Annotated in this window: 18 protein-coding genes; 6 read left to right on the top strand and 12 right to left on the bottom strand. The window is 63.8% G+C overall.

The window, feature by feature from the left end; genetic code table 11:
- The first annotated feature begins 11 nt into the window (after positions 1–11).
- Together BM408_RS18795 and BM408_RS18800 are read left to right on the top strand one after the other, a co-directional pair.
- Positions 12–653 (top strand): ABC transporter permease, encoded by a 642-nt coding sequence (locus BM408_RS18795; protein ID WP_092131822.1) that lies wholly within the window; start codon positions 12–14, stop codon positions 651–653.
- Positions 650–1,603, top strand: a complete 954-nt coding sequence (locus BM408_RS18800; protein ID WP_092131823.1) for an ABC transporter ATP-binding protein — start codon at positions 650–652, stop codon at positions 1,601–1,603. Before BM408_RS18795 ends, BM408_RS18800 begins: the two co-directional genes overlap by 4 nt.
- On the opposite strand, the gene BM408_RS18805 is transcribed toward BM408_RS18800, so the two are convergent.
- The 4 genes from BM408_RS18805 to BM408_RS18820 all read right to left on the bottom strand — a co-directional run bounded on the left by BM408_RS18805 (position 1,600) and on the right by BM408_RS18820 (position 4,969).
- Positions 1,600–2,994 carry an MFS transporter gene (locus BM408_RS18805; protein WP_092131825.1) on the bottom strand — a complete coding sequence of 465 codons (1,395 nt, stop codon included), beginning with the start codon at positions 2,992–2,994 and terminating at the stop codon, positions 1,600–1,602. The two genes, BM408_RS18800 and BM408_RS18805, sit on opposite strands and share 4 nt — an antisense overlap.
- 144 nt (positions 2,995–3,138) lie before the next feature.
- Positions 3,139–4,002, bottom strand: a complete 864-nt coding sequence (locus BM408_RS18810; protein WP_092131827.1) for an alpha/beta fold hydrolase — start codon at positions 4,000–4,002, stop codon at positions 3,139–3,141.
- Positions 4,003–4,092: 90 nt separating this feature from the next.
- Positions 4,093–4,665: a hypothetical protein gene (locus BM408_RS18815; protein ID WP_092131828.1), complete on the bottom strand. Its 573-nt coding sequence runs from the start codon at positions 4,663–4,665 to the stop codon at positions 4,093–4,095.
- An 82-nt stretch (positions 4,666–4,747) separates the two neighbouring features.
- The gene (locus BM408_RS18820) at positions 4,748–4,969 is read right to left on the bottom strand and encodes a CsbD family protein (protein WP_092131830.1); all 222 of its coding nucleotides are present in this window, start codon (positions 4,967–4,969) and stop codon (positions 4,748–4,750) included.
- Positions 4,970–5,232: 263 nt separating this feature from the next.
- Here BM408_RS18820 and BM408_RS18825 point away from each other — a divergent pair, with 263 nt between their 5' ends.
- Positions 5,233–5,649: a MarR family winged helix-turn-helix transcriptional regulator gene (locus BM408_RS18825; RefSeq protein ID WP_092132042.1), complete on the top strand. Its 417-nt coding sequence runs from the start codon at positions 5,233–5,235 to the stop codon at positions 5,647–5,649.
- 96 nt (positions 5,650–5,745) lie between these two features.
- Positions 5,746–6,144 (top strand): tautomerase family protein, encoded by a 399-nt coding sequence (locus tag BM408_RS18830; RefSeq protein ID WP_092131832.1) that lies wholly within the window; start codon positions 5,746–5,748, stop codon positions 6,142–6,144.
- An 18-nt stretch (positions 6,145–6,162) separates the two neighbouring features.
- On the opposite strand, the gene BM408_RS18835 is transcribed toward BM408_RS18830, so the two are convergent.
- Positions 6,163–7,773, bottom strand: coding sequence for an ABC transporter permease (locus BM408_RS18835; protein ID WP_092131833.1), 1,611 nt, complete (start codon positions 7,771–7,773; stop codon positions 6,163–6,165).
- A 120-nt stretch (positions 7,774–7,893) separates the two neighbouring features.
- Here BM408_RS18835 and BM408_RS18840 point away from each other — a divergent pair, with 120 nt between their 5' ends.
- Positions 7,894–8,988, top strand: a complete 1,095-nt coding sequence (locus BM408_RS18840; RefSeq protein ID WP_092131835.1) for an ABC transporter ATP-binding protein — start codon at positions 7,894–7,896, stop codon at positions 8,986–8,988.
- A 4-nt stretch (positions 8,989–8,992) separates the two neighbouring features.
- On the opposite strand, the gene BM408_RS18845 is transcribed toward BM408_RS18840, so the two are convergent.
- The 6 genes from BM408_RS18845 to BM408_RS18870 are packed head-to-tail and all read right to left on the bottom strand — an operon-like array spanning position 8,993 to position 13,612.
- Positions 8,993–9,739 (bottom strand): lysophospholipid acyltransferase family protein, encoded by a 747-nt coding sequence (locus BM408_RS18845; RefSeq protein WP_092131836.1) that lies wholly within the window; start codon positions 9,737–9,739, stop codon positions 8,993–8,995.
- Between the two features lie 26 nt (positions 9,740–9,765).
- Positions 9,766–11,073, bottom strand: coding sequence for a dihydroorotase (locus BM408_RS18850; RefSeq protein WP_092131838.1), 1,308 nt, complete (start codon positions 11,071–11,073; stop codon positions 9,766–9,768).
- 16 nt (positions 11,074–11,089) lie between these two features.
- Positions 11,090–12,052: an aspartate carbamoyltransferase catalytic subunit gene (locus BM408_RS18855; RefSeq protein WP_092131839.1), complete on the bottom strand. Its 963-nt coding sequence runs from the start codon at positions 12,050–12,052 to the stop codon at positions 11,090–11,092.
- Between the two features lie 53 nt (positions 12,053–12,105).
- Positions 12,106–12,609 (bottom strand): bifunctional pyr operon transcriptional regulator/uracil phosphoribosyltransferase PyrR, encoded by a 504-nt coding sequence (pyrR, locus tag BM408_RS18860; RefSeq protein WP_092131841.1) that lies wholly within the window; start codon positions 12,607–12,609, stop codon positions 12,106–12,108.
- Complete coding sequence (gene ruvX / locus BM408_RS18865) at positions 12,606–13,028, bottom strand: Holliday junction resolvase RuvX (protein ID WP_092131842.1); 423 nt, start codon at positions 13,026–13,028, stop codon at positions 12,606–12,608. The genes pyrR and ruvX overlap by 4 nt, the downstream gene beginning before the upstream one ends.
- A complete protein-coding gene (locus BM408_RS18870; protein ID WP_092131844.1) occupies positions 13,025–13,612 on the bottom strand; it encodes a YqgE/AlgH family protein in 588 nt (195 codons plus the stop codon). Before BM408_RS18870 ends, ruvX begins: the two co-directional genes overlap by 4 nt.
- Positions 13,613–13,722: 110 nt before the next feature.
- Between BM408_RS18870 and BM408_RS18875 the strand changes: the two genes are divergently transcribed.
- A complete protein-coding gene (locus BM408_RS18875; protein WP_092131845.1) occupies positions 13,723–15,192 on the top strand; it encodes a cryptochrome/photolyase family protein in 1,470 nt (489 codons plus the stop codon).
- Positions 15,193–15,278: 86 nt separating this feature from the next.
- Here BM408_RS18875 and BM408_RS18880 read toward each other — a convergent pair whose 3' ends face one another.
- A complete protein-coding gene (locus BM408_RS18880) occupies positions 15,279–21,512 on the bottom strand; it encodes a hybrid sensor histidine kinase/response regulator (RefSeq protein ID WP_092131847.1) in 6,234 nt (2,077 codons plus the stop codon).
- Positions 21,513–21,524: the final 12 nt, after the last annotated feature.

Genomic DNA, 21,524 nt, shown 5'->3' on the forward strand with positions numbered 1-21,524 from the left:
AAGAGGCCCTGATGCTTGCCGATGCCTGGAACTATGTCCTGACGCACCCCGCGCAGTTTTACCGCGCGCTGGGTGTGCACGTTGCGCTGTCGGCCTCGGCACTGCTGATCGCCGCGCTGATCTGTATTCCGGCCGGTATTGCCGTTGCGCGTAAACACGGCCTTTCGCTGGCGGTGGTGAATGTCGCCAACGTTGGGCGCACCCTGCCTTCACTGGCCGTGCTGGCGCTGGTGATGCCGATACTCGGAACCGGTTTTACGCCCGCGCTTTTTGCCCTCACACTGATCGCGCTGCCGCCTATCGTGACCCACACCATCGTCGGCATGCGCAGTGTTGATGCCGATGCAGTGGATGCCGCCATCGGTATGGGCATGACACGCGCCGCCCTGCTGTGGCAGGTGGAGCTGCCCATGGCCATGCCGATCATCTTTGCCGGCCTGCGCACGGCGGCGGTGCAGATCATCTCGGGTGCCGTGCTGGCGGCCTTTATCGGCGGCGGCGGGCTGGGTGACTTCATCACCGCCGGTATCGCGATGATGGCGGTGCCGCAGTTGCTGGTGGGCGCCATCCCGGTGGCGCTGCTGGCGCTAGGCACTGATTTTCTTTTTGGCGCGCTGCAGCGCCGCATGACTCCGCAAGGGCTTCGCGCATGATCACACTTGACCGCCTCACCAAGTCCTTCGGCGGCAGCGCTCAGTCCGCCGTCGACGGGCTCTCGCTCACCATCAACACCGGCGAGATCTGCGTGCTGATCGGTCCCTCGGGCTGCGGCAAGACCACCACCATGCGCATGATCAACCGCATGGTCGAGCCTGACTCGGGCCGCATTGAAGTGGGCGGGCGCGACGTGACCAAGATGGACCCGGTGGAACTGCGCCGCTCCATCGGCTACGTGATCCAGCAGGTCGGCCTCTTCCCGCACATGACCCTGGCCGAGAACGTGGCCACAGTGCCCAAGATGCTGGGCTGGGATGCTGCCCGCATCGCCAAGCGTGTAGACGAGTTGCTGGCCATGGTGCACATGGACCCCTCGATTTACCGCGACCGTTTCCCGCGTGAGCTGTCGGGTGGGCAAAAGCAGCGCATCGGCGTGGCACGCGCACTGGCGGCCGACCCGCCGGTGATGCTGATGGACGAACCCTTCGGCGCCATCGATCCCATCACACGTGCACGCCTGCAGGACGAGTTTTTGCGCATACTGCGCGAGCTGGGCAAGACGATTGTGTTTGTCACGCACGATATCGACGAGGCCATCCGCATGGGCTCGCGCATCGCCATCTTGCGCAACGGCAAGGTGGTGCAGTACGACACGCCCGAGCGCATCCTGGCGCACCCGGCCGATGCCTTTGTGGAAGCTTTTGTGGGCGGTGACCGCTCGCTCAAGCGGCTGGCCTTGCTGACGGCCGGGCCCTATGTGGAAAGCGGTACGCCCGCGGCTGGCGCGCCGCATTTGCCGGCCACCACGCCACTGCGCGATGCGCTGTCGGCCATGCTGGACGCCGGTACTAACGAAGCCGGCATTGTGGATGCTGAATGCAGGCCTCTGGGCCGCGTCACGCTGCAGACGATTCAGCAGGCAGCAGCGGTGGCGCGCTCGTCTTAAGCCTGGCGCAGCCGCAGGGCGCTGCAGATTCCCGCGAGCGCCGCAAACCCCGCCGCAATCCATAGGGCCACGAACGAGCCCTGGCCATGGTGCGGATCGGCGACTGCAAAAATCATCGCGAGCAGGACCGCGCCCAGCGTCTGCCCCGTCAGCCGCGCCGTGCCCAGCATGCCGCTGGCGCCGCCACTGCGGTGGGCCGGCGCCGAGGTGATGATGGTGTGGTTGTTGGGCGACTGGAAGAGGCCGTAGCCTATGCCGCACAGCGCCATGCGCCAGACGATGTCCAGCTGGGCCGGGTGCGCGGGCAGCACGGCCAGCAAAATCAGGCCTAGGCAGAGCATGGCCATGCCCACGCCGCCCAGCAGGCCGCCTGAATAACGCCCTATGAGACGCCCCACCAGCGGCGAGGTCACCACAATCGCCAACGGCCAGGCGGTGAGTAACAAGCCCGCCTCAAGATGGCTGAAGCCGTAGCTGCCCAGCAGCAGGAATGGCAGGCAGATATAAGCCAGTGTCTGCGCGCAGAAGGCGCCTATCGACGTGCCCATGGAAAGCGCAAACACGGGGATGCGCAGTAGATCGAGAGGAAAGAGCGGCACGGGCATGGCCAGCTGGCGGCGCACATAGACCACGCCGATGACGATGCCGGCGGCCAGCTCGGCCAGCGGCAGCCACAGGGACGATGCCGCCGCGCCGCCGGGCACAGCTTCGACACGCACGCCCAGGCCATCGACGCCCAGGAACACCAGGCCGAACATCAGCGCGTTGAGTACTACATCAACCGGCGAGAGCTTGAGGCCCTCTGCCTTGGCGGTGTTTTCAGGCAGGGTCTTGCGGCCCCACCACAGCGACATCAAACCGAAGGGCACGTTGAGCGCAAACAGCCAGGGCCAGGAGCCGACCGACAAAATGCCGGCCGCAATCGACGGCCCGGCAACGGAAGCCACGGCCACCACCAATGAGTTGATGGCAATGCCCCGGCCCAGCAGGTGTTTGGGGTAGATGAGCCGCACCAGCGCGGTGTTGACGCTCATCAGGCCGGCCGCGCCCAGGCCTTGCAGCACGCGGGCCAGCGCCAGGGTCGTCAGTGAATCAGCCAGCGCGCAGAGCAGCGAAGCCAGCGTGAACACCGCCATGCCGGCCAGGTAGACACGGCGGTAGCCGATGATGTCGCCCAGCGTGGCCAGCGGCAGCAGCAGTGCCAGCGTGGCGACCTGGTAGGCGTTGATGACCCAGATGGACTGGGCGGGCGTGGCGTTGAGCTCGCGGGTGATGTCGGGCAGCGCCAGGTTGACGATGGTGCCGTCGAGCACCGCCATGACGATGCCGAGGATGATGACCAGCAGCGCCGCCAGACGCTCGCGTGCGGGCAAACCATCCTGAACAAGCATTGAGACCTTTGGTTGGGGCGGGCGGCGGGTAAGCCCCTGCCGCGTGAGCGCTTATTTTAAGAGCGCTGCCCCAAACACCGCTGCGGCCGCCGGCTTGCCCCAGTGCGCTCCTTGGACAAAGGAATGCCTGGGCCGCCGCCCCGCCTACGCCGCGGTCGAGCGCTCTAGAAACGCCAGCATCAGCTCCGCCGCCCTCTCCGCATGCGTTTCCAGCAGCAGGTGCCCGCCGTCCAGGATGTGCGCCTCCATGCGCGGCAGGTCTGCCAGCCAGGACGGGATTTCCGCGATGTCGAAGTAGATATCGTGCCGACCCCACACCATCAATGCGGGTGGCTGATGCGCCTTCAGCCAGGCGGCGATCTCGCTGAACTGCGCCGCGTAGCGGCCGTAGTCCCTGACCAGGGCGCGCTGGGTCTCCATCCGGCCCGGCAGGCACATCACGCGCCAGTCTTCCAGCCAGTTCTGCGGATCAATCCGCGCGGTGATGTCTGCCGGCACGCCGGCGATGTACTGGTCGCGCGTGCCTTCCAGGGAGAGGTGTTGGGTGGTGGCGGCTTCGTTCTCGGGGGTCGGGTCGGCCCAGAACTGGCGCGTCGCGGCCCACTGCGGGCCCATGCCGGACTCGTGCGCGTTGGCGTTCTGGATGATGAGGCCGCGCACCAGCTGCGGCGCGCGCATGGCCAACTCAAAGGCGACGGGCGCACCGTAGTCATGTACATAGAGGAAGCGCTGCTGCACGCCCAGCCGCGAGAGCAACTCCTCCATGCAGTCGGCAAAGCCTGCGAAGGTAGCCTGGGGCAAGGGGTCTGAAGCGCCCAGGCCGGGCAGATCGGGCGCCACGACATAGGCGGCGCGCGACAGCGGGCCGATCACGTCGCGAAAACCGTTGGACGAATTGGGCATGCCGTGCAGCAGCACGAGTGCGGTTTTACGGCTGTCACCGGCCAGCCTGTAAGCGACGTCGATGCCGCTGGACAGGCGCATTTTCTGGATTGGGTGGTCAGGCATACCTGGGCCTCTCCTACGCGGCGGATGTGACTGCGGCGCTCGCAGATCTTGTGGGACCGTGCGAGCGCCGCAGGCTACAGCTTGCGCTGCTTACTTCATGCCGAACTTGGCCTTGGCGTCGTTCTGGCAACCATCCTTGGCGGCGCCGGTGAGAGCGTCGCAACGCTCTTTGGCGGCCTTGTAGTCGGCTTCACGCTTTTCGGCGTTGGCGTCTTTCTTGGCTTCGGCCACTTTTTCGGTCTTGTTCTTGCTGGTGTCGGCCGCGGTCTTGGCGACCTTGGCGTCTTCCTTGGCTTTCACGTGCACGGCCTTGGCGTCCTTGATGCAGACGTCCTTGGCATTGCCGGCCTGGTCGTCGCACTTTTCCTTGGCTACGTCATAGGCAGCGTCGGCCTTGGCCAGGGCCACTTTTTCGGTGTGGCTTGGGCTGGGCTTGTACTGGGCTTCCAGCTCAGCCTTGGCGACTTTTTCAGCGCCCTTGGCTTCGGACACGCAAATGTCCTTGGCGTTGTCTTTCAGCGTGGCGCACTTGTCGCGGCCGGCCTTGTAGTCGGCCGAGATGCGGTCGCCCTGGGCTTTGTACTCTTCTTTGGTAAGAGCCATGGCCTGACCGGCAAAAGCACAGGACATCACGGCGGTGAGCATCAGGAGTTTGGTTTTCATGGGTGTTCCTTTGGGTGAGTTGGAGTTGGAGTTGGAGTTGGAGTTGGAGTGATAATGAATGGGTGGATGGCTTGTCCGGCGTTCAGGAACGCTCAAAGAAGTCCGTCGGGTTGCGGTCTTTCCAGGCCACAACCTGCTTTTCAGCTTCTTCCTTGCTGAGGCCGTGGCGCTCCTGAATGCGGCCCAGCAGCTGGTCGCGCTTGCCGGCGATCACATCAAGGTCATCGTCGGTGAGCTTGCCCCACTGCTCTTTGACCTTGCCCTTGAGCTGGCGCCAATTGCCTTCCATGCGGTCTTTGTTCATGGTGTTCTCCAGAAATGGTTGATGGACTTGCCCGCGGTGCGTAACACCGGGGCGGCATGAATGCACCTTACGTTCGATCTCTGGCGCCTACCGTAGGCCCCTGTATTCGATGGGCGTAGGCACATGCTTACAGCCCTTGCGGCGCCCGGCGGGAGAGCGGCATCGCGTAAAAACATCGGCAATCTGTAACGGTTGCGTGGGGGTCTATTCCGGGTTCACTCAACTAGTTGCATAGCTAATTAATTTCTGCTACGATGGCTTCCATGTTTGATCACTGCCTCTATTTCAATACCACCGCGCTGGCCCGCCTGGTCGACAAAGAGTGGACGCAGGCTTTCAAACCCTTTGGCGTCACGCCCTCACAGGGCTTCATGCTGCGCCTGGTGCTCAAGCAGCCCGGCATGCCGCAGCACGAGATCGCCGACGAACTGACGATCTCGCGCCCCACTGCGACGCGGCTGCTGGACGGCCTGCAGGCCCTGGGCCTGGTGGAGCGCCGCAGCCTGGAATCCGACGGCCGGCACTGGGCCGTCTTCCCCACGGCTGAAGCCGAGGCGATGCATGCCGGTATCAACAAAGCCAGCGGTGACGTTACGCGCCGCATTCAGCAACAGATCGGAAAGGAGAACTTCGATGAGACCGTAGCCCGCGTCAGGAGCGTGTCTTCCGCCCTGAAATGAACCACTTTTCCACTTTCATTTGTCCTTTTTTTACCCATATAGTTGCATAGCTAACTATATTTTCATCCGACCCTTCATCACTACTGGAGAAATCTCATGCCTATCCTCAACGTCAAAGTCAGCCAACCCGCCAGCGCCGAGCTGACCCACAACATCGCCGAAACCCTGCTGGAGCTGACCACCCGCATCTTGCGCAAAAAGCGCGAGCTCACCGCGATCGCGATCGACTTTGTGCCGCCCGAGCACTGGATCGTCGGCGGCAGCACGCTGGCCAGCCAGGGCAAAAACAGTTTTTATTTCGACATCAAGGTGGTGGACGGCACCAACACCAAAGATGAAAAGGCGCAGTACGTGGCCGAGTCCTTTGCGGCCTTCAGCAAGCTGCTGGGCAATGTGCACGAAGAAAGTTATATCTATGTGCACGACGTGCGCGCCGAGGCCTACGGCTTTGGCGGCCTGACGCAGGAGTACCGCTACATCAAGGCCAAGGCCTGATGGCAGAAGTTCGTTGCGCTACTTTGATCGCAACGTGCGGCTGAGCAGCGCGACGGGTAACAAGCCCACCAACACCAGCGCCAACGCGGGCAAGGCGGCTTCACCCAGCCGCTCATCTCGCGCGAGCTGGTAGGTGATGACGGCCAGCGTGTCGCTGTTAAAGGGCCGCAAGACCAGCGTGGCGGGCAGTTCCTTCATCACATCGACAAACACCAGCAGGCCGGCCGCGGCGACTGAGCGCTTGAGCAGCGGCCAGTGCACACGGCTGAGGATGCCGAAGCCGCCGGTGCCCAGCATGCGTGCGCTGTCATCAAAGCTGGCCGGAATGCGCGAGTAGCCGCTTTGCAGGCTTTGCAGCGCCACGGCGCTGAAGCGCACCAGGTAGGCCCAGACCACGCCGAGGATGGTGGCGGTAACCCAGTAACCCGCGCTGGTCTGCGGTGCGGCGGCCTGCAGCCAGCCGACGGGCAGCAAGAGTCCCACCACGATCACCGCGCCGGGCACCGCGTAGCCCAGGCCCGCCAATTGCACAGCTGCGCGGGTGAGCCAGCCCGGCTGGCGGCGCACGGCAAAGGCCAGGCCGACAGCGAGCGCGGTGGCCAGCAACGCGCTCAAGCCCGCCAGGCCGATGCTGCTGAGCGTCCAGCTGAGGAATTTGTCCCAGAGCAGGTTATCCCAGCCCAGCACCAGCGGGCGCAGCATAAAGAGCACCGGCAGCACAAAGCCGAGCGCGATGGGCACGGCACACACCAGCCAGGCCGCCACGGCGCGCAGGCCGCGCAATTGCACAGGCGCGGCGTCCTGCGCGCCGGCACGCGCGCCGCGGCCGGTGGCAAAGCGCATGCGCTTTTGCGCGCTGTGCTCTATCCACAGCAGCAGCGCGACGAAAAAGAGCAGCACGGTGGCGAGCTGCGCGGCGGCGATGCGGTTGTCCATGGACAGCCACGCCTTGTAGATGCCGGCGGTGAAAGTCTGGATGCCGAAGTAGCTGGAGACGCCGAAGTCGGCCAGCGTTTCCATCAGGGCCAGCGCCACGCCCGCTGCCACTGCGGGCCGCGCCAATGGCAGCGCCACACCCCGAATGCGGCGCGACAGCGGCGCGCCCAGCAGGCGCGCGGCTTCCATCAGGTGCACGGCGCGTTCTGACAAAGCCGTGCGTGCCAGCAGGTACACATAAGGATAGAGCGCGACGGTGAACACCAGCACCGCGCCGCCCAGGCTGCGCACCTCGGGCAGCAACCGGCCCTGCAAGCCGAAGCTGGCGCGCAGCCAGGTCTGCAACGGGCCGGCGTATTGCAGGAAGTCGGTGTATGCATAGGCCAGCACATAGGCCGGCATGGCCAGCGGCAGCAGCAAGGCCCACTCAAACACCCGGCGCCCCGGAAAGTCAAACAAGGTGACGGCGCTGGCCGTGGCCATGCCCACCACCGTCACGCCAAAGGCCACGCACAGGCACAACAGCAAGGACGTGCGTGTGTAGTCGGGCAACACGGTCTGCAGCATCTGCAGAAGGATGGACTGCGCCTCGCTGTTGAACTGCAACCAGGACAAGGCCACGGCCAGCACCGGCAGCGTCAGCAGGCCGACCAACACAAACAGCAGAGCAGGAGGAAAAAATCGGCGAAACATGGAGCCTCAGCAAAAAGGCCTCTCGCGGGAAGGGGTTTGCCCCCGCCTGCGTTCGCCATGGTCTGCAGTCAGTCACTGCAAATGAGAATTGTAAGCATCTACGGCCCTACAATCGAACCCATGTTTCTGGATATCTCCCAGCTGGGCGTGCACTACGCCGGCCGCACCAAGCCTGCCGTGGACGACGTGTCGTTCAGCCTCCAGGCAGGGGAAATCGGCGTCCTGATCGGGCCCTCGGGCTGCGGTAAAACCACCTTGCTGCGCGCCGTCGCCGGCCTGGAGCGGGCCAACACCGGCAGCATCACGCTGGCGCAGGATGTCGTGAGCAGCAGCAATTTGCATGTACCCGCCGAATCACGCCGCATCGGCATGGTGTTTCAGGACTACGCACTGTTTCCGCACCTTGATGCGGCGCACAACGTCGCCTTCGGCCTCACCCATCTGACGCCGGCCCAGCGCGACCAGCGCGTCAGTGAAGTGCTGGAGCTGGTTGGCCTGGGCAATGTGCACAAACGCTTTCCGCATGAGCTTTCAGGCGGCCAGCAGCAACGTGTGGCACTGGCGCGCGCGCTGGCGCCGCAGCCGCGCCTGCTGCTGCTGGACGAACCTTTTTCCAACCTGGACGTGGACCTGCGGGAGCGCCTGGCCCACGAGGTGCGCGGCATCCTGAAGGCGGCTGGCGCGACGGCGCTGTTTGTCACGCACGACCAGCTGGAAGCCTTTGCCATCGGCGACCGCATCGGCGTGATGCACCAAGGCAAGTTGCATCAGTGGGATGAGGCCTACGCGCTCTACCACCGCCCTGCCACGCGCTTTGTGGCGGACTTCATCGGCCATGGCGTGTTTACGCCGGCGCATATCGAGCAGCGCGGCGACGACGTGGTGGTGCACACCGCCCTCGGCGACCTCACCGACATGCTTGAATGCCCCCTGCCCGGCGCGTACGCCGGCGGCTTGTGCGATGTGCTGCTGCGCGCCGACGACATCGTGCATGACGACAACGCGCCGGTGAAGGCGCAAATCGTGCGCAAGGCATTTCGCGGCTCGGAGTTTTTGTACACGCTCAAGCTGCAGACGGGTGAAACGGTGCTGGCGCATGTGCCGTCACACCACAACCATGCGCTGGGCGAGTGGATTGGGATTCGCGCTGAAGTCGACCATGTGGTGACCTTCCCACGCGAAGCCGATATGGCGCCGGCTACGACACCGGCCTGAGCTTTCAGCGTCCCTGCGTCTGCCTCAGGCGCTCAATATCTTCCCGCAGTGTTTCCGCCCACACCCGCCGTGTCTGGCCTTGCGGCGCCTGCGGCTCGCCATAGCTAACGACCGCCTTGAGCGGCGGTGCGGTCAGGGTGCGCCAGATTGAGCCGACCAGGGTTTCGTCGTCGACATAGCTGGGGGCGAAGCTGGTTTCGCCGCTGGCGGCGTCAATGAACTTCAGTGCCACCGGCTGCACCGGCACAGACGCCTCAATCGCTGCCTGGATCAGGTTGGCGTGAAAGTGTTTGAGGGTGATGCCGTCGCCCGTCGTGCCTTCAGGAAACACGGCCAGGATGTCACCCGCACGAAGGCTGTCGGCCATTTGCGTGACGACGCGGTGGGCGTCGCGGCGTGACTCGCGCTCGATATACAGCGTGCCGGCGCCATCGGCCAGCGTGCGCACAAAAGGCCAGCTTCTCACGTCGGCCTTGGAGACAAAACGGCAATGGCGCGCGGCGTGCATCACCAGGATGTCGAGCCACGAAATATGGTTGGCTACCAGCAGTATCGGGCCGGCGGGAGGGCGTGTGCCGTTGACCACCAGCTCAATGCCGACGATGCGCAACATGGCCTCGGCCCACACCTGCACGCGCGCCTCTTGCTCAGCCTGGGGCAGGCTGGGGAAAACCGTCTTGATAGTCCAGAAGCCCTGCACCGCGTGCACAACGGCACGCAGCAGGGTCCAGCAGAAACGAAGCCACCTCATACGCATCTCATCCCACAACGCGCACGTCAGTGCGAGGCTTCAGGCGCTTCATAGGCAAGCTGCCCACCCACGATGGTCCAGCGCACGCGCGCAGGCATCTGGTGGCCCGAGAACGGCGTGTGTTTACCCTGGCTGCGCAAGGCGGTGGGCTCGACGGTCCATTCGCCGGCCGGGTCGAACACGCAGATGTCGGCCACGCCGCCCTTGACGAGCTGACCCGCGCTCGCTTGCAGCGTGCCGAGCGAATTGCCCAGCACCCGTGCGGGCTCACTGGTAAGCACGGCCAGCGCGCGCTGCAAACCGGCTTCGCTGTCGGCACCCCATTTGCAGGCCAGGCCCAGCAGCAGTTCGAGCCCGGTGGCGCCCGGCTCGGCTTCGGCAAAGGGCAAGGTCTTGGCGTCCTCGTCGACGGGCGTGTGGTCTGACACCAGCGCGTCGATGGTGCCGTCGGCCAGGCCCTGGCGGATGGCGTCGCGGTCGCGCTGCTGGCGCAGCGGCGGGTCCAGCCGCATGCGGCTGTCGAAGTAGCCGATGTCCACGTCGGTGAGGTGCAGGCTGTTGATGCTGACATCGCAGGTCACGGCCAGGCCCTCGGCTTTTGCCTTGGCGACCAGTGCCACGCCCGCGGCGCTGCTGATGCGGCAAAGATGAACGCGCGCGCCGGTGGCACGCACCAGTTCAAAGATGGTGTGCAGCGCGATGGTTTCGGCGGCGACGGAGACACCGCTCAGGCCCAGGCGCGTGGCCAGCGCGCCGCTGGCGGCGACGCCGCTGCCCAAATACATCTCTTGCGGGCGCAGCCAGACGGTGTAACCGAAGGTGGAGGCGTATTGCAGGGCACGCATCATGACTTGTGTGTTGGCCAGTGGCACCTCGGCCTGGCTGAAGCCCACACAGCCGGCTTCGGTCAACTCGACCATCTCGGTCAGCGTCTCGCCCTTGAGCGCCCGCGTGAGCGCGCCCAGCGGGAACACGCGCGACTGGTGCAGTTTCTCAGCGCGGAACTTGAGCATCTCGACGAGGCCGGGCTCGTCGAGCACCGGGTCGGTGTCGGGCGGGCAGACCAGGCTGGTGACACCGCCGGCGACGGCCGCAGCCAATTCGCTTTCGAGCATGCCTTCGTGCTCATGCCCGGGCTCGCGCAGACGGGCCGACAGATCGATCAGGCCGGGCGCGACGATGCAGCCGGTGGCGTCGATGGTTTTGTTGGGTGCGAAATCGGCAGGCGTGCTTTTGAGCGAGACGATGCGGCCAGCGGCGATCGCCACGTCGCAAACTTCGTCGAACCTGGAGCCCGGGTCAATGACGCGGCCATTTTTGATGAGTATCTTCATTCTTTTTTCTCCGCGTTCAGGCTTCGTTTCCGGCGACTATGCTCATCACCGCCATGCGGACGGCGATGCCGAAGGTGACCTGCGGAAGGATCACGCTCTGCGTGCCGTCAACCACGGCGGAGTCGATCTCCACGCCGCGGTTGATGGGGCCCGGGTGCATGACGATGGCGTCGGGTTTGGCCAGTTGCAGCTTTTCGGTGGTGAGGCCAAAGCTCTTGAAAAATTCCTGGCTGCTGGGCAGCAGCGCGCCGGACATGCGCTCGTTTTGCAGCCTGAGCATGATGATCACATCGGCGCCCTTGATGCCCTCTTCGAGCGTGTTGCAGACCCGCACGCCCATCTGCGCCATGTCGGCGGGCACCAGGGTTTTGGGGCCGACCACACGCACTTCGGGGCAACCCAGCGTGGTGAGCGCATGGATGTCGGAGCGCGCCACGCGCGAGTGCAGCACGTCGCCGACGATGGCGACGGTGAGTTTGCTGAAGTCCTTCTTGTAGTGCCGGATGGTGTACATGTCGAGCAGGCCTTGCGTGGGGTGCGCATGACGGCCGTCGCCGGCGTTAATCACGTGCACGTGCGGCGCGACGTGCTGGGCGATCAGGTAGGGCGCGCCCGATTCGCTGTGGCGCACGACAAAGAGGTCAGCGGCCATGGCGCTCAGGTTGGCGATGGTGTCGAGCAGCGACTCGCCCTTGGAGGCCGAGGAGCGCGCGATGTCCAGGTTGATAACGTCGGCCGACAGCCGCGTGGCGGCGATCTCAAAAGTGGTTCGGGTTCGGGTGGAGTTTTCAAAGAAGAGGTTGAAAACGCTCTTGCCGCGCAGCAGCGGGACTTTTTTGACTTCGCGGTTGTTGACGCTGACGAAGTTGGCGGCGGTGTCGAGGATCTGCGTCAGAGTGGCTTTGGGCAGGCCTTCGATCGACAGCAGGTGGATCAGCTCGCCGTTTTTGTTGAGTTGCGGATTTCGTCGGTACAGCATGTGATGGACTCCTTGGGGTCTCTTGATTTTTTGAGTATGGTTTGACGGTGCGTTCAGCCCTGAACCTGGAAGCTGAATTTGCCGTCTTCCGCACGAGCCAGCTCCAGCGACTGTGAGGCGGGCAAGGCCACGCGCGCCACAGCCAGGTCGGGCTGCACCGGCAACTCGCGCCCGCCGCGGTCTACCAGCACGACCAGCTTGACGCTGGCGGGACGGCCGTAGTCAAACAGCTCATTGAGCACTGCACGGATGGTGCGGCCGGTGTAGAGCACATCGTCGACCACGACCAGGTGCGCGCCGTTCACATCAAAGGGCAGCAGAGTCTGGCCGCTGGAGGCCAGGCCGCGCTGCGAGAAGTCGTCGCGGTGCATGGAGGAGGACAGCACACCGGCCTCGCCTTCCAGGCCCAAGTCTTTTTGCAGGCGCTGCGCCAGCCAGGCGCCGCCGGAGGCCACACCGACCAGCTTGGGCGGCAGGGGGTAGGACGCCAGTTGCTGGCGCATGCCGCGCAACAGGTCGCTGTACAGCGCCTCGGCGTCCAGGATCAGACTGCTCATGGAAAACTCCTTAAAAACTGCTCGAGGATGATGCAGGCCGACGCCGCGTCGGCGTCAAGCGCGCCGCCGGCGAGCGCCTCGGTGGTGCTGTAGCGCTCATCCACCTCAAAGACCTGAAGGCCGAAGCGCCCGCGAAGCTGGCGGGCAAACTTTTGCGCCCGCACGGTATTGTCGTGGCTTGCGCCGTCGGGGTGAAAGGGCACGCCGACGACCAAAGCGTCGGGCTGCCACTCCTTAATGCGCGCTTCGACGGCTTTGAGGCGCGCGTCACTGCCTTCAGCGGCAATGGTGGGCTGGGGTGTGGCGGTGCGGGTGAGGACGTTGCCGGTGGCAACGCCTGTGCGCTTGAGACCGAAGTCAAAAGCAAGAAAAGTATTAAGGCCAGCGGGCCGGATGGAAGGCATGGCCGCAAGGCTCATGCGTGGCCGGCCTCGGGTGAAAGCATCCAGCTTTGCAGGCCCAGCAACATGAGGGCCTTGTCGTAGCGCTGCTCGACCGGCGTGTCGAAAATCACGTCCACGTCGGCGGCGACGGTGAGCCAGCTGTTGTCGGAGATTTCGGATTCAAGCTGGCCTTCGCCCCAGGCCGAGTAGCCGAGCGAGACAAACACCTTGCGCGGGCCGGCGCCGGTGGAGAGCGCTTCCAGCACGTCTTTGGAGGTGGTCATCTCCAGGCCGCCGGGAATGGTCATGGTCGAGGCATAGACCGATTCGTTGCCGGGCATCATGGATTCGTGGAGCACAAAACCCCGCTCGGTCTGAACCGGGCCGCCCTGGAACACGAGGGCTTGCGAGAGGTCGTCGCGTCGCAGCGGCAACTCGACCTTGTCGAAGAGGTTCTTCAGGTTGATGTCGCTGGGCTTGTTGATGATCAGGCCCAGGGCGCCCCTGTCGCTGTGTTCGCACATATAGACCACGCTTTTGGCAAAAGCTTCGTCATCCATCCCGGGCATGGCGATGAGGAAGTGATGCGTGAGGTTGATCGATGCGGAATCCGTGGCCATGGGAGGATTTTACGCCGGACGGCGCGGCGCGGGATAGCCGCACTGCCCGGCAACCTGCCTATCCGCAGGGTTTGAAAGGCCGCAGAGCCGCTTTTCGGTACCATGGTCCGATGCAAAAGAAGTATGAGACCGGGTTGATGTGGTTCCGGCGCGACCTGCGGGTTCAGGACAATGCGGCGCTGTACCACGCGCTGAAGTCTTGTAAGCAGGTGTATTGCGCCTTTGTTTTTGACCGGGATATTCTGGACAGCCTGCCCCGGGTCGACCGCCGGGTGGAGTTCATCCGGGAATCGGTGCTGAGCCTGGATGGGCAGCTCCAGCAGATGAGCGCTGCGGCCGGCAAGCCCGGCGCCTGCCTGCTGACGGCGCATCACGGCGCCGTGGAGGCGGTGGTGCGGCTGGCGGCGGAACTGGGCGCAAATGCCGTCTTTACCAATCACGATGACGAGCCCCAGTCACTGGCACGCGACGCCGCGGTGCAGGCCGCGCTCGAAGCCGGGGGCAAGGCTTTTCACAGCTTCAAGGATCACGTCATCTTTGAGCGCCAGGAGGTGCTGACCCTGGCGGGCAAGCCCTACACCGTGTTCACGCCCTACAAAAATGCCTGGCTGAATAAGGTGGACGACTTTTACCTCAAGCCCTATCCCGTTGAAAAATATGCTGCGGCCCTGGCAACCGTTTCGGCCAGCCGGCGCCCTGTCCCGTCGCTGAACGAACTGGGATTTGAGGCCAGCAACCTGTCGTCGCTGAAGATTCCAATGGGCAGCGAAGGCGGCGCCCAGCTTTTTGAGGACTTCATCGGCCGCATGACGCACTACAAAGAGGCACGGGACTTTCCGGCCGTCAAAGGCCCGAGTTACCTGGGCGTACACCTCCGGTTCGGCACGGTGTCGATACGGCAGATGGCTTCGGTGGCCTTCCGGCAGCCCTCCCAAAATGAGGGTGCAGCCACCTGGCTCAGCGAGCTGATCTGGCGGGATTTTTATGCGCAGATTCTGGCCAACTTCCCGCATGCCGTCGGCAGTGCGTTCAAGCCGGACTATGACGCGATTGAGTGGGAAAGCGGCGAGAAAGCCCAAGCGCTGTTTCAGGCCTGGTGTGATGGCCGCACGGGCTACCCACTGGTGGATGCGGCCATGGCGCAGATCAACCAGACGGGTTATATGCACAACCGCCTGCGCATGGTGACCGCCAGTTTTCTGGTGAAGGACCTGGGTATCGACTGGCGCTGGGGTGAACGTTATTTCGCCGAAAAGCTCAATGACTTTGACCTGTCGGCCAACAACGGCGGCTGGCAGTGGGCGGCGAGCACCGGTTGTGATGCGCAGCCGTATTTCCGCATCTTCAACCCGGTGAGCCAGAGCGAGAAGTTTGATGCTGACGGAAAGTTCATCCGCAAATACGTGCCGGTATTGGCGCAGCTACCCAACAAGGCGCTGCACAGCCCCTGGCTGGCGAAACCGCTGGAGCTGGCCGGCGCGGGCGTGGTGCTGGGCAAAAACTACCCACTGCCCATCGTGCAGCACGACGAGGCGCGAGCGCTGACGCTGCTGCGCTATGCGGTCGTGAAAAAGGCCTGAGAGGGACTCTCAGGCCTTGCTATTGCTTTAGGAGCAGATTGCGCACAGCCCACCTGGGCTACAGCCTGGTTGGGCTGTTTTTTGCCTCAGGCGGAAGCGGCGGTCTCGGCGGCGCAGTAGTGCCGCACCAGGCTCATCAACTCTTCTTCAGAGAACGGCTTGCCCAGGTAGTGGTCAACGCCGAGCTCCTTGGCATGTTCACGGTGCTTCTCGGCGATGCGGGACGTGATCATGATGATGGGCAGGTTGTTCAGGCGCACATCCCCGCGGATGTTGCGCGCCAGGTCGAAGCCGTCCATGCGCGGCATTTCGATGTCTGACAGCACCACGGCCGGCCGCTCTTCCTGGAGCCGCTCCAGCGCTTGCAGGCCATCGGCCGCCAGCGAAACACGGTAGCCTTCACGCTGAAGCAGGCGCTGCGTGACGCGGCGGACCGTGATGGAGTCATCGACCACCAGAATCAGCGGAATCTGCGGCGTTGCAGGCTTGGCAGCGGGCACTTTCACCACAACGTCGGTCACCCCGGCGGTACCGGCGGCTGCGTCGCCAGACCCTTCGAGCATATGCGGCTCGGCGCGGTCCGAACTCCAGGCACGTGCCTGCTGGCCGTATACGGAAGCCAGCGCCACCGGGTTGTAAATCAGCACAACCGCACCTGAAGCCAGCACCGACATACCGGCCAGGCCGGGCAGGCGGGACAGCTGGGGCCCCAAGTTCTTGACCACAACTTCCTGGTTACCCAAAACTTCATCGACGTGCAGGGCAATGCGCTGCGCGGCGCTTCGGAAGATCACAACCGGCGTTGTCTTGCTCTGCGTTTCAGTGCTGTGGTGCGAGGCCTGCAGCAAGGCGCCGGACCAGAAGAAAGGCATCGATTCACCGGCAACCTCAAGCACGCCGGTGTTATAGGCCTGCTGCAGCTCTTTGGCCGAAGCGCGCCTGACGGTTTCCACCACGTTGGCAGGCACACCGACGGACAGGTTGCCCGAGCGAATCATCACCACCTGCGTCACAGCCGTCGTCAGAGGAAGCACCAGCTTGAAGTGGGTACCCTTGCCCGCGACCGTGGAGGTTTCGATACGACCACCGAGCGCGTTAACTTCAGAGCGGACCACGTCCATGCCGATACCGCGACCTGCCAGCTCGGTCACCTGCGCAGCCGTGGAGAACCCGGGCATGAAAATCAGGTTGGCGGCGTCCTGATCGGTGAGCGCCTGGTCGGCCGTCACCATGCCGAGGCTGATGGCTTTTTCACGAATGCGAGCGAGGTTCAGACCGGCGCCGTCATCGGAGAAGTCGACGGAAACGTCGTTACCTTCCTGGCGAAGATGGATGGTGATCAGGCCAACCGGGTCTTTACCCGCATCGGTTCGAACCTGCGTGCTTTCAATGCCGTGGGCTACGCAATTGCGCAGCAAGTGCTCGAAGGCGGGCGTCATACGGTCCAGCATGCCGCGGTCCATCTCCATGGTGCCGCCCAGCAAGTCCAGCCGGACCTGCTTGCCGGTTTCCTTGGAAGCCTGGCGCACCACGCGGTACAGGCGCTCGGAAATACCTTCAAACTCCACCATGCGGGTGCGGAGCAGGTCACGCTGCAGTTCGCGGGTCTGGCGGGCCTGGGCGATCAAGTCGTCTTCGGTGGCTTCCACCGTGCGCTGCAAGGTGCGCTGCACGGTTGCCACGTCATTCACGGACTCGGCCATCATGCGGGTCAATTCCTGCACGCGGGTAAAGCGGTCAAACTCCAGCGGGTCAAACCCTGCCTGGGCTTCTTTGGCCTGGGCCAATCGCGACTGCATCTGGGTTTCAGCCTGCAGCTCGATGTCCCGCAGCTGCTGGCGCAAGCGGTTCAAGTTACCGCTCATGTCGTTCAGTGAGCCGCGGAGCTGGCTGAGTTCAGCCTCCAGGCGGGAACGCGTGATCATGACCTCACCAGCCTGGTTAACCATGCGGTCAAGCAGCTGCGAGCGCACACGGATCGACGCAGAGGCCGCTTGCCGCAGCGGCTGCATGGCCATGGCCTGTGGCGCCGGCACCGAGAGCTTGCGAGAGCCGCTTTCGGCGCCCGTGGCTGCTGCCTGTGCGGGGGCTTCCTGCACCTCAGGTGCGGCGTCTTGTACGGGCTCGGATTTTGGCGCTGGCTCGGCCGCGGCGATAGGCGCCAGCACCACGGGTGCGGCAGCCGCGGCCGCGTCGGCGTGGCGCAAGGCCTCAAACGTGGCTTCCATCGCGTCAAAACGCGTCAGCAGAGGGTCGAAGTCCTGCGAGGCAGCCGCATCGGAGCCGAGAAATTCAATCTCGGATTCAATCCGGTGGGCCATTTCACCCATGCGCAAGGCGCCTGCGAGGCGCGCGCTACCCTTGAGCGTATGCAATGCACGCAGCACTTCCATGCGCGCGCCCTGGTTGTCGGGACGCGCGGACCACTGCCGCAGCGCACCACCCAGCTGGGGCATGAGTTCGGCTGCCTCTTCTTCGAAGATCGGAAAGAGGTCGGGGTCAATCGCGTCAACCGCATCGATTTCATCGTCTTCACCGTCGTCAAACTGTGAAGCGGCCGGCGCTGCTACCGGTGTGACCAGGCGCACTGGCGGCGCGACCACGGCGACCGGCGGTGGCACGGATGCGGCACGCACAGGCGCTGGCGCCTCGGGTACTTCGGCCTTGATGACTTCAGGCTCGGGGGCAGGTGCAGGTGCAGCCTCGGACTGGGCCTGACGCTGGAGTTCAGCCTCCAGTTCAGGCGGAAGCACGGAATCCACAACCGCTTCTGCGGCCACCGCGTCACCGGAGAAATCGAAATCGGAGTCGCTGCCGGGAGCCAGAATCGAATCAGAGAAATCAAGCTCTCTCAGGCTGTCAAGGATGCCGGCATCCGGCTCCTTGAGGAAACCGGCGGCAAACTGGTGCAAAAGCCGGCGAATGTCTTCTGCCGCATCTACAAAAACCTGCCCGTACCTGGCAGCGCCATTGCTGTGGTGCGCCCTGGATTGCTGCAGCGCCTGCTCAAAGGCGCGAGCCATTTCAGACAGGGCATCGAACCCCACGGTGGCGGAGCTGCCGGCAAGAGAGTGAGCCAGCGCGACAGTGGAGTCGCTCACGGGCAGATTGCGCTCCAGCGACCATTCGGCGACTTCGGTCACCAGCCTGCGCGACCATTCGTCAGCTTCGTTCAAATAGACGTTGTACAGCGGGATGCCGATGCGCAGGGAACCGATAACCTTGACCTGTTCGTCGCCGTTACCATCCGCAGGAAGCACACTGTCAGTCGCCTCGGCAGCCACAGCTTCAATCACGGGCGCTTCTTCAAGTAGTTGCACAGGCTCGGCGAATTCAAAGGTTTCGGGCAAGGTGGGCGCTGCGGCTACCGGCTGCGCAGCCGGCGAGGCAGACGAGAAATCGAATACGACGGTCGTTTCTTCGAGTTTTCCAGGCTCAGTGTGGAAATGCTTCTCGAAATCGGCGTCGGACAACTCGATGGCTTCGGCCGCATCCGGAACTGTTGGAACGGACTGTTCTGCCGTCGCCGGGGCTACAGGAACATCGACGCTGCCGGAAATCGCAGACAGGCTGTCAAAGTCAATGCCTTCGATCTCGGCGACGGGCTCGCTCACCGCAGCCGGGGTGGCCACAGCGGCGGGCGCTGCCGCGTCTTCAAAAACAAGGTCAAAGTCCAGGTCATCTGCCGGTGCCGGGCTCGCGGGCAGGTCCGCGCTGGCGGTGGCGGGAACGCCGGCGTCCAGTTCCAGGTCGTCGGGAAGGGAAAAGGCGTCGGCCGCAACAGGCTCGTCGGCAGGAGCAGAAGGCTGCGCCGCTGCAGGTACCGGTGCCGGTTTGGCGGCAAGGTCCAACGCAACATAACGACTTTCGGTCCGCATCGCATCCGCACTCGTGCGGAAAACCGACGCCGACCAGCTGCCGTCCTGGTTCGCGGCAATGTCTGCAATCCAGCCGGCGAAACCATTCATCGCCTCGGAAGACAGCGCACGGAATTCATCAGTCGCTGTCTTCTGGTCGGCCAGCCAGCTGTTGAGCATTTGCTCCAGCGACCAGGCGGCTTCACCAAATTCGTTGAGCCCCACCATCCGTGAGCTGCCCTTGAGCGTATGGAAGGCACGCCGCAGGACCGTGAGTTGCGACACGTCGGCCGGATCGCTGGCCAGCGCGGCCAAAGCCTCGAGGCCGTTGCCCACCACTTCACGCGCTTCTTCCAGGAAGATGTCACGCAGATCGTCTTCTTCAAAATCGGCCGCATTGTCCTGGCTCTCGGCCGCGACAGAGGCCGGCGTCACGGCAAAGGCCAGGGTCGTCAGCGCGGTGGCGGCTGCATCGGCATTGCTGCCCGACACGGCGGCGGAGGCATCGCGCGCCGTCTTGGCCAGCGTTGGCTGTTCGGCAAGCGCGGCGTGGGTTGCCAGCGCATCCAACTTGATGGTGAGGTTTTCGCTTTTCTCGCCAAGGCCGGCATCCTGTACCACGGAGATAACTTCCTGGGACAGCATGTCGCTGTTGACGGTCACAGAGGCAGCCGCCTCCGTTGAGACGCTCTGGGCACGGCCCATCAGGGGTTTGAGTTCGCCCTTTTCTTCGTCATAAACAAAAAGCTTCTTCGCCAGCGCGGGCTGGTAGTTCAGCATGTCGATCAGGAAACTCAAGGCGCCCAGGTTGTTACCGAGGTGCTCGAAGGTCCCGGCAGCGCGCGCCATCTGTTCATCGATTTCGGTGACCAGCATCTGCTCGACGCTGTCGCGCATGCGCAAGACGGCATGAGATGCCTGGTCAAGCCCCAGCACCGACAGCACGCCGCGCATCTGCGACAACTGGCCGGGAACCGACTGCAGTGCCACCTTGTCTTGTGGATTGCGGAAGAAAATGTCCAGCGATTTTTCAAGTTCGCCCAGGGACACGCGCAACTCACCGACCACGCTGCCCATGGTCTGCTTGTCGCTGACGCGGCGGTAAAGCTCTTCCATCCAGCCTTCGAGTGGCTGAGGCTGACCACCTGCCCTGACGCCTTCAAGACGTGAGGCCAGGTTCGCGGTTCGCACCGCCAATTGCGGATCGTTGGGATCCAGGTCATCAAAGGCAGCTTCAAGGTACAGCACCGAGGTCGCCACTTCCATGGCCAGCTCAATGCCGGGTGCCTGACCGGAGCGCACAGTGGTCTCGACGGCGTGGGTCAAAGCTTGCGCCAGCGGCTCGCTGGGCGGGTGCAACTTGAGCAGGGAGTCGGTCACCAGGCTGAACTGGTCGGATACCGTTTTGAATTTGTTGGCGTCCCCGGCGGAAAGTGACGACCAGGTTTCTTTGGCCGACGTAATCCGTTTGCGCGCCTGCGCCAGCAAGGCGGGGTCAAAACGCCCGAACTGAACCAGTTCATAGTCCACGGGCTTGAATCGGTTAAGCCCATAGGCTGAACGCACCGCCGAGAGAACCGGGGTGTCGCTGGCCCGTGCAGAAACTGCCTGGGAACAGAAAAAGAGCAGGTCCTGGGCCAGGCGCTCCGACACGGCCGGATCGCCCTTGGCCAGCAAGGCGTACTGCATCAAAATCCGGGAGGCGGCGCGGCGGACATAGATATCCGAGCCGAGCAGATCGTTGGCGACAGCCTCGAAGTAAGCTGCAGCTATCTTCCAGAAAATCCGGGGTTGGCGGTCAGCCTGCCGCGTAGCAAATCCCAGGCTGAGTTCTCTCAGGTTTTTTGCCGCTTGCGGCGCCTTGCCCTTCATCAGCTGAAGCACCGACTGGTCCAGCACTGCACGCGCGCTGTCGTCGTAATTCCGCGGCTCCGACTTCTCGGTCAGCTCCGCCTCAAGCCAGCGCCATTCAAACGGCCACAGGTCGGCCGGGTGGATACGGTCTGCCTTCACCAGCTCCTGCACATCACGGTATTGCGGGAACAGGGAAACCGCCGAGACGGGTTTATCGGCCAGCACGCCTTCAAGATATTCCGTCAGGGCGTAACTGGCGCGTTCGATTTTTCCTGCTGCATCCTGGTTGCACTGCTCAGGTTGCTGCACAAATTTTTGTACGGCCGCCTCCATTGAGCGCAGTACCAGCGCAGGCCCGGCAAGGCCCACCATTTCCAGCGCACCGACTGCCTGATGCAGCTGCTGGCGAGCGATCCGCAACTGGCTGGCATCAAGGGCGGCAAGATCGGACCCACGCGCGGCTTCCGCGTCGCGCACAAAACGCTTGAGGGCCTTGGCCGCGCCGTCCAGCGACTTGCGAAGCTCGTCGAGCACCCATGCGAGAGGGCCCAGATCATTCAGGGCAAGATCGGGTTCAACAGCTGTTGAATTCGAGACGTTGGATTGCATAGATAACGGGCC

Origin of the sequence: Polaromonas sp. YR568, from assembly GCF_900116715.1 — a bacterium.
GTDB lineage: Bacteria > Pseudomonadota > Gammaproteobacteria > Burkholderiales > Burkholderiaceae_C > Polaromonas.

What these genes read in the sequence shown, in the direction of transcription:
- BM408_RS18830 (WP_092131832.1), top strand. Translation starts at nt 5,746, where the DNA reads ATGCCTATCCTCAACGTCAAAGTCAGCCAACCCGCCAGCGCCGAGCTG.
- BM408_RS18800 (WP_092131823.1), top strand. Translation starts at nt 650, where the DNA reads ATGATCACACTTGACCGCCTCACCAAGTCCTTCGGCGGCAGCGCTCAG.
- BM408_RS18855 (WP_092131839.1), bottom strand. Translation starts at nt 12,052, where the DNA reads ATGCTGTACCGACGAAATCCGCAACTCAACAAAAACGGCGAGCTGATC.
- BM408_RS18820 (WP_092131830.1), bottom strand. Translation starts at nt 4,969, where the DNA reads ATGAACAAAGACCGCATGGAAGGCAATTGGCGCCAGCTCAAGGGCAAG.
- ruvX (WP_092131842.1), bottom strand. Translation starts at nt 13,028, where the DNA reads ATGAGCCTTGCGGCCATGCCTTCCATCCGGCCCGCTGGCCTTAATACT.
- BM408_RS18850 (WP_092131838.1), bottom strand. Translation starts at nt 11,073, where the DNA reads ATGAAGATACTCATCAAAAATGGCCGCGTCATTGACCCGGGCTCCAGG.
- BM408_RS18825 (WP_092132042.1), top strand. Translation starts at nt 5,233, where the DNA reads ATGTTTGATCACTGCCTCTATTTCAATACCACCGCGCTGGCCCGCCTG.
- BM408_RS18880 (WP_092131847.1), bottom strand. Translation starts at nt 21,512, where the DNA reads ATGCAATCCAACGTCTCGAATTCAACAGCTGTTGAACCCGATCTTGCC.
- BM408_RS18840 (WP_092131835.1), top strand. Translation starts at nt 7,894, where the DNA reads ATGTTTCTGGATATCTCCCAGCTGGGCGTGCACTACGCCGGCCGCACC.
- BM408_RS18845 (WP_092131836.1), bottom strand. Translation starts at nt 9,739, where the DNA reads ATGAGGTGGCTTCGTTTCTGCTGGACCCTGCTGCGTGCCGTTGTGCAC.
- BM408_RS18810 (WP_092131827.1), bottom strand. Translation starts at nt 4,002, where the DNA reads ATGCCTGACCACCCAATCCAGAAAATGCGCCTGTCCAGCGGCATCGAC.
- BM408_RS18835 (WP_092131833.1), bottom strand. Translation starts at nt 7,773, where the DNA reads ATGTTTCGCCGATTTTTTCCTCCTGCTCTGCTGTTTGTGTTGGTCGGC.
- BM408_RS18875 (WP_092131845.1), top strand. Translation starts at nt 13,723, where the DNA reads ATGCAAAAGAAGTATGAGACCGGGTTGATGTGGTTCCGGCGCGACCTG.
- BM408_RS18805 (WP_092131825.1), bottom strand. Translation starts at nt 2,994, where the DNA reads ATGCTTGTTCAGGATGGTTTGCCCGCACGCGAGCGTCTGGCGGCGCTG.
- BM408_RS18815 (WP_092131828.1), bottom strand. Translation starts at nt 4,665, where the DNA reads ATGAAAACCAAACTCCTGATGCTCACCGCCGTGATGTCCTGTGCTTTT.
- pyrR (WP_092131841.1), bottom strand. Translation starts at nt 12,609, where the DNA reads ATGAGCAGTCTGATCCTGGACGCCGAGGCGCTGTACAGCGACCTGTTG.
- BM408_RS18870 (WP_092131844.1), bottom strand. Translation starts at nt 13,612, where the DNA reads ATGGCCACGGATTCCGCATCGATCAACCTCACGCATCACTTCCTCATC.
- BM408_RS18795 (WP_092131822.1), top strand. Translation starts at nt 12, where the DNA reads ATGCTTGCCGATGCCTGGAACTATGTCCTGACGCACCCCGCGCAGTTT.